The organism is Labrys wisconsinensis, assembly GCF_030814995.1.
Taxonomy (GTDB): Bacteria; Pseudomonadota; Alphaproteobacteria; order Rhizobiales; family Labraceae; genus Labrys; species Labrys wisconsinensis.
The window spans coordinates 166468-180832 of record NZ_JAUSVX010000002.1; the positions used below are offsets into that span (position 1 = coordinate 166468).

At 60.3% G+C, this 14365-nt stretch carries 11 protein-coding genes and 1 pseudogene; 9 read left to right on the forward strand and 3 right to left on the reverse strand.

The features are described 5' to 3' along the window. The first annotated feature begins 63 nt into the window (after positions 1-63). Genes QO011_RS07155 through QO011_RS07175 form a run of 5 tightly spaced genes read left to right on the forward strand, consistent with a single transcriptional unit; the run spans position 64 to position 8775 of the window. Positions 64-2046, forward strand: coding sequence for a type I restriction-modification system subunit M (locus QO011_RS07155; protein ID WP_307269652.1), 1983 nt, complete (start codon positions 64-66; stop codon positions 2044-2046). Then, entirely contained in the window at positions 2043-3485 is a 1443-nt protein-coding gene (locus QO011_RS07160) for a restriction endonuclease subunit S (protein WP_307269653.1), read from the forward strand. Before QO011_RS07155 ends, QO011_RS07160 begins: the two co-directional genes overlap by 4 nt. Positions 3486-3487: 2 nt before the next feature. Continuing rightward, positions 3488-4129, forward strand: a complete 642-nt coding sequence (gene darT / locus QO011_RS07165) for a type II toxin-antitoxin system toxin DNA ADP-ribosyl transferase DarT (protein ID WP_307269654.1) — start codon at positions 3488-3490, stop codon at positions 4127-4129. Between the two features lie 13 nt (positions 4130-4142). Further along, on the forward strand, positions 4143-5204 hold the full coding sequence (darG, locus tag QO011_RS07170; RefSeq protein ID WP_307269656.1) for a type II toxin-antitoxin system antitoxin DNA ADP-ribosyl glycohydrolase DarG: 1062 nt from the start codon (positions 4143-4145) through the stop codon (positions 5202-5204). Between the two features lie 40 nt (positions 5205-5244). Next, positions 5245-8775 (forward strand): type I restriction endonuclease, encoded by a 3531-nt coding sequence (locus QO011_RS07175; RefSeq protein ID WP_307269658.1) that lies wholly within the window; start codon positions 5245-5247, stop codon positions 8773-8775. A 192-nt stretch (positions 8776-8967) separates the two neighbouring features. Here QO011_RS07175 and QO011_RS07180 read toward each other — a convergent pair whose 3' ends face one another. Then, a complete protein-coding gene (locus QO011_RS07180) occupies positions 8968-10080 on the reverse strand; it encodes a DUF6551 family protein (protein WP_307269659.1) in 1113 nt (370 codons plus the stop codon). A gap of 510 nt (positions 10081-10590) precedes the next feature. On the opposite strand from QO011_RS07180, the pseudogene QO011_RS07185 reads away from it, so the two are divergent. Further along, a pseudogene (locus QO011_RS07185) lies at positions 10591-10794 on the forward strand (GMP synthase (glutamine-hydrolyzing)); the annotation flags it as partial. Positions 10795-10942: 148 nt separating this feature from the next. On the opposite strand, the gene QO011_RS07190 reads toward QO011_RS07185, so the two are convergent. Together QO011_RS07190 and QO011_RS07195 are read right to left on the reverse strand one after the other, a co-directional pair. Next, a complete protein-coding gene (locus QO011_RS07190) occupies positions 10943-11542 on the reverse strand; it encodes an NADPH-dependent F420 reductase (protein WP_307269661.1) in 600 nt (199 codons plus the stop codon). Between the two features lie 150 nt (positions 11543-11692). Then, positions 11693-12427, reverse strand: coding sequence for an SDR family NAD(P)-dependent oxidoreductase (locus tag QO011_RS07195; protein ID WP_307269663.1), 735 nt, complete (start codon positions 12425-12427; stop codon positions 11693-11695). A 288-nt stretch (positions 12428-12715) separates the two neighbouring features. Here QO011_RS07195 and QO011_RS07200 point away from each other — a divergent pair, with 288 nt between their 5' ends. The 3 genes from QO011_RS07200 (at position 12716) to arr (ending at position 14285) form a co-directional block, all read left to right on the forward strand. Continuing rightward, positions 12716-13606 carry a LysR family transcriptional regulator gene (locus QO011_RS07200; protein WP_307269666.1) on the forward strand — a complete coding sequence of 297 codons (891 nt, stop codon included), beginning with the start codon at positions 12716-12718 and terminating at the stop codon, positions 13604-13606. Between the two features lie 92 nt (positions 13607-13698). After that, positions 13699-13869 carry a hypothetical protein gene (locus tag QO011_RS42510; RefSeq protein ID WP_370881918.1) on the forward strand — a complete coding sequence of 57 codons (171 nt, stop codon included), beginning with the start codon at positions 13699-13701 and terminating at the stop codon, positions 13867-13869. After that, entirely contained in the window at positions 13869-14285 is a 417-nt protein-coding gene (arr, locus tag QO011_RS07210) for an NAD(+)--rifampin ADP-ribosyltransferase (RefSeq protein WP_307269667.1), read from the forward strand. Before QO011_RS42510 ends, arr begins: the two co-directional genes overlap by 1 nt. Positions 14286-14365 lie beyond the last annotated feature (80 nt).

Genomic DNA, 14365 nt, shown 5'->3' on the forward strand with positions numbered 1-14365 from the left:
CGTCGGCGCAGGGGACATCGCGGCGACCGAGCGTATTATCGGCCGCGGAGGCAAGGGACGGGCATGGGCAACGGCGATCTGAGCTGGATCACGAACTTCATCTGGGGCATCGCCGACGATGCACTCCGGGATCTCTATGTCCGGGGCAAATATCGCGACGTGATCCTGCCGATGACGGTGCTCCGGCGGCTCGACGCCGTGCTCGAGCCTACGAAACAAGCCGTTTTGTCGATGAAAGCCAACCTCGACAAGGCGGCCATCACCAACCAGGACGCCGCCCTTCGGCAGGCGGCCGGACAGGCATTCTACAACATGTCGCGCTTCACGCTGCGCGATCTGCGCAACCGCGCGAGCCAGGCGCAATTGAAGGCCGACTTCGAAGCCTATCTCGACGGCTTCTCGCCGAATGTGCAGGAGATCCTCGACAATTTCGAGTTCCGCAACCAGATCCCGAAGCTGTCCAAGGCTGATGTCCTGGGCACGTTGATCGAGAAATTTCTCGATGCCTCGATCAATCTCGGCCCCAGGCCGATCCTGAACGGCAACGGCTCGGTGAAGCATCCGGCCCTCGACAACCACGCCATGGGCACGATGTTCGAGGAACTCGTCCGCCGTTTCAACGAGGCGAACAACGAAGAGGCGGGCGAACACTGGACGCCGCGCGACGCGGTCAAACTCATGGCGAGGCTGATCTTCGCACCGATCGCCGACCAGATCACGTCCGGCACATACCTGCTCTATGATGGTGCCTGCGGCACCGGCGGCATGTTGACGGTGGCCGAAGAAGCGCTTAACGATCTTGCCGCGCAGCGGGGAAAGCAAGTCTCGACGCACCTGTTCGGGCAGGAGATCAACGCCGAAACCTACGCCATCGCCAAGGCCGACCTGCTGCTGAAGGGAGAAGGCGAGGAGGCCGACAACATCGTCGGCGGGCCGGAATGGTCGACCCTGGCGAACGACGCCTTCCCGTCCCGCGAATTCGATTTCATGCTGTCGAATCCGCCCTACGGCAAGAGCTGGAAGAGCGACCAGGAGCGCATGGGCGGCAAGGCGGGGATACGCGATCCGCGCTTCGTGATCGAGCATGCGGGCGACGCTGAATACAGCCTCGCCACGCGGTCCAGTGACGGGCAGATGCTGTTCCTGGCGAACATGCTGTCCAAGATGAAGCGCGATACGCCGCTCGGTAGCCGCATCGCCGAAGTCCACAACGGCTCCTCGCTGTTCACCGGCGACGCCGGAAGCGGCGAGAGCAATGTGCGGCGCTGGGTCATCGAGAACGACTGGCTGGAAGCCATCGTCGCCCTGCCGTTGAACATGTTCTACAATACCGGCATCGCGACTTATGTCTGGGTGCTGACCAACCGCAAACCGGGGCACCGGCGCGGCAAGGTTCAACTCATCGACGCGACGGCGTGGTTCAACCCGCTGCGCAAGAACCTCGGCAAGAAGAACTGCGAACTGGCCGAAGGCGATATCGAACGCATCGTCGAAACGTTTCAGACATTCGAGGAGACGGAGCAATCGCGCATCTTCGATAACGCCGAATTCGGCTATTCGAAGGTGACGGTCGAGCGGCCACTTCGCGCCACGGGGATTGATCCCGGACGCGCCTATGCGCCTAGGGAGATTAAGGTACTGAAGGATGAGGGGCGGATCTCCGAGGACGGGGCGCTCGTCATCCGGCGCATTCACAAGGCCGGTAAGGTCTCGCCTGATCCTTTGCGCGGGCTGTTCCCCGTGATGATCGGCGGCAAGCGCTGCGTGGTGGAGTACGAATCTGACGGCGACTTGCGCGGCACCGAGACGGTGCCGTTGAAGGAGCCGGGCGGGATCGAAGCCTTCATGCGCCGCGAGGTGCTTCCGCACGCCCCCGACGCCTGGATTGACGAGGCGAAGGTCGCCATCGGCTATGAGATCAGCTTCACGCGCCACTTCTACAAGCCTCAACCACTGCGCACACTGGAGGCGATCCGTGCCGATATCCTGGCGTTGGGAAGGGAAACTGAAGGGCTGATGGCCGACATCATCGGAGTCGGGCGATGATCGGTGGGCTTCGCCCATATTCGATGATGAGGCCGAGTGGTGCGCCGTGGCTCGGCGACGTGCCCGCGCATTGGGATATGCGGAGGATCAAAACGCTCCTGCGAGAGGTTGATAACCGCACCAGGACCGGTGAAGAGAGGCTTCTGTCTCTGAGGATGCGGCAGGGGCTTGTCGACCACATTGAATCAGGCGGCAAGTCAATCCCGGCAGAGTCGCTGGTCAATTTTAAGATCATTGAAGCCGGACAGGTGGTCATGAACCGCATGCGAGCTGCTGCCGGTTTGTTCGGCGTGGCCAGCGTTCGCGGTCTAGTGAGTCCAGATTACGCCATTTTCGAGCCGAAGCCCGATGCGTTCAGCCCCTATCTTCTTGAAGCTTTCCGATTGCCGTCATTGTCGACAGTGTTTCGCTCGGAATCAAAGGGCCTCGGAACGGGTGAGGCTGGCTTCTTGCGGCTCTACACGGATCGGTTTGGCTCCATACCTGTTCCCTATCCGCCTCTCGATGAGCAGCGACTGATCGTGCGATTTCTGGACTGGCACGGCGGCCGGACCACGAAGCTGATCCGCGCCAAGAAGAAGCTCATCGCGCTGCTGAACGAGCAGAAGCAGGCCATCATCCACCGCGCCGTCACGCGCGGTCTTGACCCCAGCGTGAAGCTCCAGTCAACTCAAATTCCAGCGCTCGGTCACGTTCCCCAGCACTGGATGGTCGTCAGGCTACGAAACATCGTCGAGCGAATCGAGCAGGGGGTTAGCCCGCAGGCTGAGGGGGGACTTGCTGAAGCTAACTCCTGGGGTGTCTTGAAATCCGGCTGCGTCAACCGAGGTCTGTTCCGTGACACGGAACACAAGCGCCTCAGATCTGATTTTACAATTAACCCGAATATCATTGTTTCTCTTGGGGACGTACTGGTTTCCCGCGCAAGCGGTTCGCCGTCTCTTGTCGGGTCGGTCGCCAGGGTCAATTCGTTGCGGTATAGACTTATACTTTCAGATAAGACCTTTCGCTGCATGTTCAAGAAAGCTGTAGACAGCGACTTTATGGTTCTCGCCATGAATAGTCGATACTACCGCGATCAAGTCGAACAAGCTATCAGTGGTGCAGAAGGTCTTGCAAATAATTTACCTGTATCGTCTCTTAAGGACTTTATGTTCGTTGTGCCACCTCTGAAGGAAGCGCAGTATATCGCAGTAAAACTCGGAGAGCGCGTCGGTGCGATCGATATTGCAATCAGTCAGGTCGAACGCGAGATTTTCCTGATCCAGGAGTTCCGAACCCGCCTGATCGCCGATGTCGTCACCGGCAAGCTCGATGTGCGCGCCCTCGCCACCAGTCTGCCAGAGATCATCGAACCTGAGGCGATCGGCGAACCGATCGACGACGAGGACCTCGACGATGTGACCGACGACACTGAGAACGAGGAGGCCGCCGCCTGACCATGCCTGTTCACGCCAGCCCAAAAATCTACCACATCGTCCATGTCGACAATCTTGCTTCGATCGTCGCGGACGGTTGTCTGTGGTCGGATGCGGTGATGGTACAACGGCAGGGCGGGACGGTCATCGGCATGGGCGGCATCAAGCGGCGACGGCTTGGTCTCCCTGTCTCCTGCCACAACGGGTTGAAGGTGGGCGATTGTGTTCCGTTCTATTTTTGTTCGCGATCGATCATGCTGTATGTTATCCATTGCGCAAATCATTCCGAGCTTGCCTATCGGGGTGGGCAACAGCCGATTGTCCATCTCGAGGCCGATCTGCATCAGGTCGTGCAATGGGCACAGGCAAATGGGCAGCGCTGGGCGTTCTCGCTCTCGAACGCGGGGGCGGTCTATACCCAGTTCCGCGCCCGGCTCGACCAATTGGACGAGATCAACTGGGACTCCGTTGCGGCGACCGATTTCCGATCGGCGGACATCAAGGAAGCCAAACAGGCAGAGTTCCTGGTCCAGCGATCGTTTCCGTGGGACCTGGTCGAACGCATCGGCATCCACTCCCAAGGCGTGGCGTCAAGGGTGGCGAACGCAATGCAGGGTGCCGCGCATCGGCCGAGGATTGAGATCAAGCGAGACTGGTACTACTGAGGGGGAGATGGCGATGATCGAACTCAAGACCGGTGACATCCTGAGGGCGGACGTCGAAGCGCTGGTCAACACGGTCAACTGCGTCGGCATCATGGGTCGTGGCATCGCGCTTCAGTTTAAAAACGAGTTCCCGGAGAATTTCGCGGCTTATGAAGTCGCCTGCGTGCGCGAAGATGTGCAGCCCGGCAAGATGTTCGTGTTCGAGACGCGCACGCTCACCAACCCGAAGTTCATCATCAACTTCCCGACCAAGCGCCACTGGCGTGGCAAGAGCCGGATGGAGGATATCGACTCCGGCCTGAGGGCGCTGGTGGAGGAAATCCGCCACCGCCGCATCCGCTCCATCGCGATCCCTCCGCTCGGAAGCGGTCTGGGCGGCCTGAACTGGGCCGACGTTCGCCCGCGCATCGAAGCAGCGCTACGTGGGATCGATGGCCTTCACGTCATCATCTTCGAGCCGAACAGCGCGCCGGTGGCGACGAAGTCGCGCGAGGTACCGAACATGACGGCTGGGCGCGCCGCACTGGTCGTCCTGATGAACCGCTACCTCGGCGGGTTGATGGACCCGTTCGTGACGCTGATCGAGCTTCAGAAGCTGATGTATTTCATGCAGGAGGCGGGGGAGCCGCTTCGTCTGAACTATGTCAAGCATCACTACGGTCCCTATGCGGACAATCTGCGCCATGTCCTGACGAAGATCGAAGGGTATCTCGTGTCGGGGTATCACGACGGCGGCGATGCTCCCGACAAACAGCTTGAACTGGTGCCCGGCGCCGTAAAGGATGCTGAAGCCTTCCTGGCCCAGGACACCGCGACGCGAAGCCGTTTTGACCGCGTTGGCGAGTTGGTTGAGGGTTTCGAAACGCCGTTTGGACTTGAATTGCTCGCAACCGTCCATTGGGTCGCCACCCGCGAGCATGTGACCAGCGTCGAGGACGCGACGGCGAAGGTCTATGGCTGGAACGACCGCAAGAGGCGTTTTTCGCCACGCCAAGTCGGCATTGCCTACGATACTCTCCGCGCGAATGGGTGGCTATCCGATAGTTCTCCCAGGGGGAGCGTCTCACTTGCCTAACGGCCGTCCCGCGATACCCCTCGCGGTTCGGAGGGCGGTCTTGCTGGAGGCGCGCCATCGCTGCGCCGTTTGCTGCGAGCCGACGCCTCTTCAACGAGCGCACATTCGCCCGTGGAGCAGGAGCCGCGATCATAGCATCGAGAACCTGCTCGCTCTCTGTGCCAATTGTCATCAGAGGGCTGACGCGGAACACTGGGGTGAGCAGGCTCTCAAGGCGTACAAGCATGACCCCTGCGCCCTCAGAACAAACCCCAATATACCAATCTCAATCGAGCAAAAGGTCATCGTCGATCTCATCGTCGGGATGCCAACGCCCGACAGCATGACGCCAGGCGAGCGAACGCGATTGGTCTCCATCGTTGCTGCCTATGTTGGGGTGCGCGTCGGCGAGATTTCGATCTTGTCCGTTTCTCCGGCAAACAGCATCCGAGTCCGCCTGATGATGCCGAAACATGGCGCCGACAAGCTTCTTGCGGGAGTGGCTGCACGCGACATGGATATGTTGGCGTTCCTGGAAGACATCCCGATTTTAGGCGCAGAGCCAGTCGACGCACCCGGCAATCCCACCACAGACATGAGCGAGCGCGGTCTTGAAGAGCTCGTTGTCCGAGACATGACGGGACGTTCGACCCCAGGCTCCGATGAAGGGTTCTCGGAGGATCCCGAGCCTTTCGTCGGACTGCACAATTGGCTGCTGGGCGATCCGAAAGCCTATGATCGAGCTTGGACCGTCGATCTTGTCCAATTGCGTGCTTTCATCGCGGCGACTCAGCCGTCCCTGCTGCTGGCGCTCGACCTTGATAGCGACAGCCCGGTCCGCCAGAAATTCCTGGCCCGCCTGCAAGGTGAGATCGGCAAGCGCGGCGTGATCGGCGTTTTGCAGCATGGGATCAAGCATGGCCAGCATGACATCGACCTGTTCTATGGCACCCCGTCGCTCGGCAATCCGAAAGCCGCAGAGCGTTTCGCGCTGAATCGGTTCTCGGTCACGCGCCAGCTTCGCTACAGCCGCGACGACACAGCTCGTGCTCTCGATCTGGCTCTGTTCGTCAATGGCTTGCCTGTCGCGACGTTCGAGCTGAAGAACAGCCTCACGAAGCAGACGGTCGAGGATGCAGTCGAGCAGTACAGGCGCGACCGTGATCCCCGCGAGAAGCTGTTCGAGTTCGGCCGCTGCATGGTCCATTTTGCGATGGACGATGCCCAGGTGATGTTCTGCACTCAGCTGAAGGGCAAAGCGTCCTGGTTTCTGCCGTTCAACAAGGGATGGAGCGATGGGGCGGGCAATCCGCCCAATCCCAACGGATTGAAGACGGACTATCTCTGGAGGGACATTCTCACGCCGCTGGGGCTTACCGACATCATCGAGAACTACGCGCAGATCGTCGAGCGCAAGGATGCCAGGTCGGGCCGGGTCAAGCGCGACCAACTCTTCCCGCGCTTCCATCAGCTCGATGTGGTCCGCAAACTGCTGGCCGATGCCAAAGAAAAAGGTGCCGGCCGGCGTGTGCTGATCCAGCATTCGGCGGGGTCAGGAAAGTCGAACTCAATCGCATGGCTGGCACACCAACTCGTGCGGCTCGCAAACAGCACAGGTCAGGTGTTCGACTCGGTGGTCGTGGTGACCGACCGGCGGATACTCGACCAGCAAATCCGTGACGTCATCAAGCAGTTCACGCAAGTGGGTGCGACGGTCGGCCATGCCGAACACTCCGGTGATCTCCGACGCTTCATCGCGGACGGCAAGAAAATCATCATTACGACTGTCCAGAAATTCCCGTTCGTCCTGGATGACATTGGTGCGCAACATAAGAATCGCCGCTTTGCAATCATCATCGATGAAGCTCATTCCAGCCAAGGCGGCAAGGCAGCCGCAGCCCTGAACGCCGCCCTGACCGGAGCGGGGGAGGGTGATGACGACGAGACCATCGAGGACAAGATCAACACGATCATGGAGCAGCGAAAGATGCTCCCGAACGCGAGCTATTTTGCCTTCACCGCGACGCCCAAGAACAAGACTTTAGAAATATTCGGTGAGCATCATCCGGAAGGCGATGCAGTCAAGCACCGCCCGTTCCATAGTTATACAATGAAGCAGGCGATCGACGAGGGTTTCATTCTAGACGTACTCCGCTACTACACACCGGTCGACAGCTATTATCGACTGGTCAAGACGATCGACGTCGACCCGGAATTCGATGTCAAGCGTGCCACCAAGAAGTTACGCCACTATGTCGAGAGCAATGACCACGCCATCCGCCTCAAGGCGGAAATCATGGCCGATCATTTTCATGAGCAGGTTCTCGCGCTGAACAAGATCGGCGGTCAGGCCCGCGCGATGGTGGTGACCTCTGGTATCGAGCGAGCTATCCAGTATTTCCACGCGATGAGTACCTATCTCGCCGAACGCAAGAGTCCCTATCGCGCAATCGTCGCCTTCTCGGGCGAATACGAGTTTGGAGGAGCCAAGGTTACGGAAGCGGACTTGAACGGCTTCCCTTCCAAGGACATTGCTGATCAGATCGAGAAAGATCCGTACCGATTCCTGATCTGCGCCGACAAATTTCAGACCGGCTACGATCAGCCTTTGCTTCATACGATGTATGTCGACAAGGCGCTCTCAGGCGTCAGGGCGGTACAGACGCTTTCGAGGCTGAATCGGGCCCATCCGCAGAAGTATGACGCATTCGTGCTCGACTTCATGAACGACATCGAGACGATCCGCTCGTCGTTCGAGACCTTCTATCGCACGACTATCCTCAGCGATGAGACGGATCCCAACCGGCTGCACGACCTGAAGGCGGCGTTGGACGAATATGAGGTCTACGAAACCGATCACGTAGACCGGCTTGTTGAATTCTATCTCGCAGGCGCCGACCGAGATCGGCTCGACCCGATCTTGGATGCGTGCGTTGCGGCGTACAGAGCGGACCTCGATGAGGACGGACAGGTTGATTTCAAGGGAAAGGCCAAAGCATTCACCAGGACGTACGCGTTCATCTCCTCGATCCTGCCCTTCACGAACGCCGATTGGGAGAAGCTCTCGATCTTCCTCAACTTTCTGGTGCCGAAGCTACCTGCGCCGCGTGAAGAAGACCTCTCGAAGGGCATCCTCGAGGCGATCGATATGGACAGTTACCGAGTCGAGAAACAGGCGGTCCAGCACGTGCAATTGGCCGATCAGGACGTCGAGATCGATCCCGTCCCCACCGATGGCGGCGGCCATAGAGTGGCCCCTGAACTTGACCGGCTTTCCAACATCATTCGAAATTTCAACGATCTGTTCGGCAACATCACCTGGGAGGACGCCGACCGTATCCGGCGGTTGATCGCCACCGAGATTCCGGACAAAGTCGCCGCCAATACCGCCTATCAAAATGCGAAGAAAAATTCTGATAGACAAAACGCCCGCATCGAACACGACAAGGCGCTGGGAAACGTCATTATCGGATTGATGAAGGACGACACGGAGCTTTTCAAGCAGTTCAGCGACAATCCGGAATTCAGGCGATGGCTGGCCGATACGATATTTTCTGCTACATACGGCCAGTCGACCCCTTCATCGCCTTAATGGTGGGTATTATGATGACATATCGTAGCACGAATTTGTGCCACGTAGGTAACCATGTGAGTATGGCTGAACAAGAATAGAGTGAATCATCATCACAAGCGCGATACGACGCAGACATATCTCTTCTTTCCCTATCGTTACCGTGAGCGCTCCGACGCAACGCCGGAGCGCTCCTATCGTGGCAAGTTTCAATTAAAGGGCTAATGCTCGTTCCTCTGACGTCCCTTCATCCAAGGCTTGCTTATCATAGGTGTCCATTATGGCATCGTGGAGAGCGGCTACCCGCATATCTCCGCCTTTCAGCCCAGCTGCATACAATCCCCACTCGTCGGCCGTTCGAGTTTGAAGTGCGCTCACGAGACGATCGGGATCGAAGTCAGGTCCTGGCCGGGACATAATCCGAACAAGGCCGCCGAAAATTGCTCCACCGTGCGTCAGCTTCTGATTTGGGAAAGCCACGGCCATATTCGTGAGTACGGCCGAGGTAATCGCTGGGCCAAACCTTCGGACCGAACTCGCCATAGCTGAAGTGAACGCAATTTCACCTGGGCGCCATGCGCTCGACGATGTATTGCGGGCCACCTGCAGTCCTGCGTCAGCGACGAGTTGCTGGATTTCGAGTGCGTCTTCGTCCGCTGCGGCAAGAGCCGCGAAATAGTCATCGAGCCGGTTCATCGGCTTTCGTGCTCGATTGGCAAGGATGAACATGCGCGCTTCCTCTTTGGTGCTCTCGTACCTGAAGACGCAGCACGGGAGCTGGGGAATATCGTCCCTTTTTGAAGCGGCCATCCATCGGTGTTGACCATCGATGATCGTGAGCGTGTCGTCAGCGCGTCGGGAGACGACCAGCGGTGCACACAAGCGCCAATCGAACTTGGCGGCTATGCTTGTGATCAGTCTGCGCGAGGCTTCGTTGTCGGTTGACCTCTGATAAGCGCCATCGATCGAGAGTCTATTCAGATGGATCCACTCGATCGACGGTTGCGAGCCGACGGGCGGCGAATAGCGCGCGCGATAGTCGATCAACTTCGAGGGCTTCTTTTTTGCTTTGCTCGTCGCTCGTTTGCCCGTTCCAAACTGGTGGACTTTCCCAGGACCGACATTTGCGATCGTCGGCTCCGTGATTATCTTTAGGCCTTCGATAAAATCAGCAGCATCCTCTATCGTGCGCACCCAAGCGGTGCCGCGGTGTTCTATGACAATGTTTCCAAGATGGACACGGGCGCGGCCCAGTTCCGTCTCCAGTACGAAGGTTCCGTTTGCTTCGATGCCCCCGGCCATATGCCGTGGCACCCAATCAGGCATGGGAAACTCTCCATGTTTCCAGATCCGTATATCGCCGCCGTGCATGCTAGCCGAAAGGTGCTGATTGTATGTCATCGCTTGATCCTATGGCTTGCCGGCTGCGAGATTACAGGCCGGCGAGAGGACGATGACTCGGGGAGGGGACCTCTCGATGAACGTTCGGAGGCGAGGCGTGCCGGTCAGTGGTGGAGGCCAACGGTTTATCTTTCGTGCAGCTTTAGCGTGTGTAATGGCCGACACGTAGTATGTATGCGACATGCTCAAGCAGATTTTTGGCTTGTCATTCTTCACGGCGGGGGCGCGCGCGAACCCACCCAGCCTACGGGTTGGTCCAGCGTCAATCGCGTCGTTCATCCCAGAGGATCGCGTGCTGTCACCGAGCGGAAGTGCCGTATCGAAGTGGAGTCCAAAAGAGTAGGTCGCCGCAATTTTTCTACACCACCATGTTCCCTCCGGAGGTGGCGCACACGCCCGACGGGGGCCAGGCTCCTCGCCAACTTCGTGCGCGAAATCATCGGCGACTACCGTACTTACGACCACGTCTGCGCCCTGCGCGCCGTGACCTCGGTGGACGGCATGACCGCGGACTTCTTCCCGTTCGACATGGCGTTCCTCGGGCGGGCGGCGACGCGGATCATCAACGAGGTGAACGGGATCAACCGGGTGGTGTACGACGTGACGTCGAAGCCGCCGGGGACCATCGAGTGGGAATGAGGGGGAGTACCGCGGAGTAGTAGCGGATAGCAGGGGGCGCTCGGGCGAATCCTAGGCTATCGATAGTCGTCGATAGAGTCCAAGCGACCCGCAGTTCTGCCGCTCCGTCGGGCGCCTCCCCGCTCTTCGAACGGCGCCGATACGCCGATCACTGCTCCTTCTTGAACAAATCCTGGAAGATGAGCGGGCCCCAGATGCGGCCGCGCGCGTGCACCAGCGCGCCGCCCTCGTTGAGCTTCCCCAGCTTGACGGGTGCGAACCCGAGTTGTTTGGCCAAGGCCGCCACGGGAGCGGTCGCGTCCTCGTCGTCGCTCGACAGGAAGACGACCCGGTGGCCGCCCTCGACGACCGGATCGGCAGCCAGGGTGGCCGCAATCAGGTGATTGAAGCCTTTCACGAGCTTGGCGCCGGTGAACGCCTTCGCGACGAAGGCGGAGGACAGGAGACCGTCCAGCTCCTCGAGGGGAACCAACGCGTTCATCGCATCGATGACCGTCTTGCCTTTCCAGCTCGGCAGGGCCTTCGCAACCTCGCGATGCTCTCCGAACGGGACCGCCAGGATGATCGTGTCGGCCTCGAGCGCATCCCGCAGCGTCTTGGCGACGACCGTGGGCCCAATCGCCCGAGCCTGCGGCGCCAACGCCTCGGGCGGCCGGCGGCTCGCGACGGTCACGTCGATGTCTTTACGGGCGAAGGCCCGGGCGAGGGCCTGGCCAATCTTACCGAATCCGACAATCGCATAGCTCATAGTGCTTTCTCCGTGTTGATATCGATGTCCCGGCCCTCGAGGGCGCTGGGTCATCCGTTCCGCTGTGTGGGGACCTTCGCGCGGACGTCCTGCCGTGAACGACTTCCGCGCGGCCGGGTGGTCAGCCGCTTCCCGCGATCGGGCGCGACGTCAGATGGCCGAGAAGCCACCGTCGACAGACAACTCCACGCCATTCACGAAGCTGGAATCGTCAGACGCAAGAAACACCGCGGCCGCGGCAATTTCCTCAGGACGACCCATCGTTCCCCGCGGGATCAGGGATTCGAACATCCGCTTCGCTTCCTCGGTGAGAACCTCGTCCTGCATCGGTGTGGCGATCGGCCCGGGGTGCAGCACGTTCACCCGGATATTCCTGCCCTTCAGCTCGTTGAGCCACCCGCGTGCGAATGCGTGCAACGCCGCCTTGCTCGCCGCATACACGCTGTAACCAGGAAAGCCTTTCACCGAAGCAACGGACCCGGTCATGAAGATCGATCCGCCGTCGTTGAACAGCGGCAGCGCCTTCTGAACCGTGAACAGCGTGCCGCGCGTATTCAGGCCGAAGGTCGCATCGAAATGCTGCTCGGTAATCTCGCCCAGGGGGACGGCTTCGCCCCTGCCGGCGCTCGCGTACAGGACATCGATCCTGCCCTTTTCCCGCTTGACCGTGTCGAACAGGCGGTCGAGGTCGTCGAGATCCGCCGCGTCGCCGCGCACGCCGGTCACGTTCCGGCCGATCAGCCTGACGGCCTCGTCGAGCGCTTCCTGCCGTCGGCCCGTGATGAAGACATAGGCGCCTTCTTCGACGAACCGCCTGGCGCTCGCCAGCGCCATGCCGCTCGATCCACCCGTGACGACTGCAACCTTACCCTCAAGCTTTCCCATGACTTTTCCTTTCAAGCGCCGTCTTTGACCGTTCGGGGACGACCCCGAGAGCCTCGAAATGGGCCCGCGAAAGTCAGGCGTTGAGTGCGGAAGCGCGCACATCGGTGGTGCGAAATCCAACCGGGTGGACGGCTGACGCCAGCCGCGATCGGCGCCCGCCGTTCGGAATTGGGCCGTGTTTGTCGGCATGGGTTATGATGACAGCCCCGCGCCACCTACATACGAGATGCCGTTCGATGTGTTGGACACGGGCTTTGGAAGGCGCACCTCGCGGTGCCGAATTGCACCATGATCGACTGGGATGACGTTCGCTACTTTCTCGCCGTCGCGCGCGGAGGCTCGGTGCGGGCTGCCGCCGCGCGCCTCGAGGTGAATCATTCAACCGTGCTGCGGCGCATCGCCCAGCTCGAGGAACGCCTCGGGGCGCACATGTTCGAAAAGCTGCCTTCGGGCTACCGCCTGACGGCTGCGGGGGAGGAGGTCCTCGAGCTCGCGAACCAGATGGAAGCCTCGTCGCACCAGCTGGAGACGCGCGTCTTCGGGCGCGACCAGAGCGTGCGCGGGCTTCTGCGGGTGACACTGGCACCGACCCTCGCGACACACCTGCTCATGCCGGACTTCGCCGATTTCGCGCGTCTGCATCCGGACATCGAGATGGAAATCCTGTCGTCCGGCGAGCTGGCGAATCTGACCAACCGAGAGGCCGACGTCGCGATCCGCGTCGTCTACGACCGCAAGACCCTGCCGCTCAATCTTCACGGCCTGAAGGGACCGGAGCTGTTCGGCGCCGTCTACATGTCCCGCGATCGACTCGCTGCGTGGCGTGCGGGCGCGCCGGATCCCATCCGGTGGATCGTCATCAGCAGTCATGGAATCCCGGACTGGGCCAGCGAGGTTCGCGCCACGGGGGTTCCGTTCAGGACCACGGACGGCGAGGCGCAGATCGATGCTGTACGGCAAGGGCTCGGGATCACGACACTGCCGTGCTTCGTCGGCGATGCCGACCCCCTCCTGGTGAGGGTGCCGGGCACCGACCTGCACCTGTACGGAACGCTCTGGCTTCTCACACAGGGGGAGACACGCAAGACGAAGCGCGTGCGGCTCTTCACGGAGTTCGTATCCCGCAGGCTCGCCGCGTACGCGCCGCTTCTCGCGGGGCTGTCCATCTCGCGCGACTGACGCGCGGTGGGTTGCCGATTGCGCTTGCCGCAATCCGGTCGGAAGCCGAGCTGCGATCCCTCCACGCGAGGCCGGCAGAGATCGCAGGCGGCGTGTCCACCATCCTACAATATCGTCGGGCCGATCCGATCGACGACTTGCATTTCGCCGCTGCTTCGGTGGTTCTTGGGCGCGGCGAAGCGATGTCCGTCGGGGAAGCCGTCGATACGGCGGGCGTGGTCGCGCGCGTCGACACAGTTCTCACAGAAGGAATCACATATTGATGTCAGGAACTGCGAGCGTATTTTCACAATCGTTCTTCCACGGCACGCGAGCCGATCTGAAAGCCGGCGATGCGATCATCGTAGGCCGCCCGTCCAACTTTACCGAAGGCAGGCCGCTGTCCTGGGTGTATTTCGCCGCCACGCTGGATGCTGCCATCTGGGGGGCTGAACTGGCCGTCGGCGACGGACGGGAACGGATCTATGTCGTCGAGCCCACCGGGCCGATCGAGGACGATCCCAATGTTACCGACAAGAAGTTTCCCGGCAACCCGACGCTGTCCTATCGTTCTCGCGATCCGCTGCGGGTGATAGGCGAGGTCACCAATTGGCAAGGGCACGCGCCTGAAAGGCTACAGCAGATGAAGGACGGTCTCGCCAGGCTGAAGGCCGAAGGCGCCGACATCATTATCGACTGACGGGGTCGGACGAGCGGTGGCCCGGAAACGCCGATAGGAGAGCGGCACCGTTCCTGTTTCTTGGTCCAGCGGTTTCCACG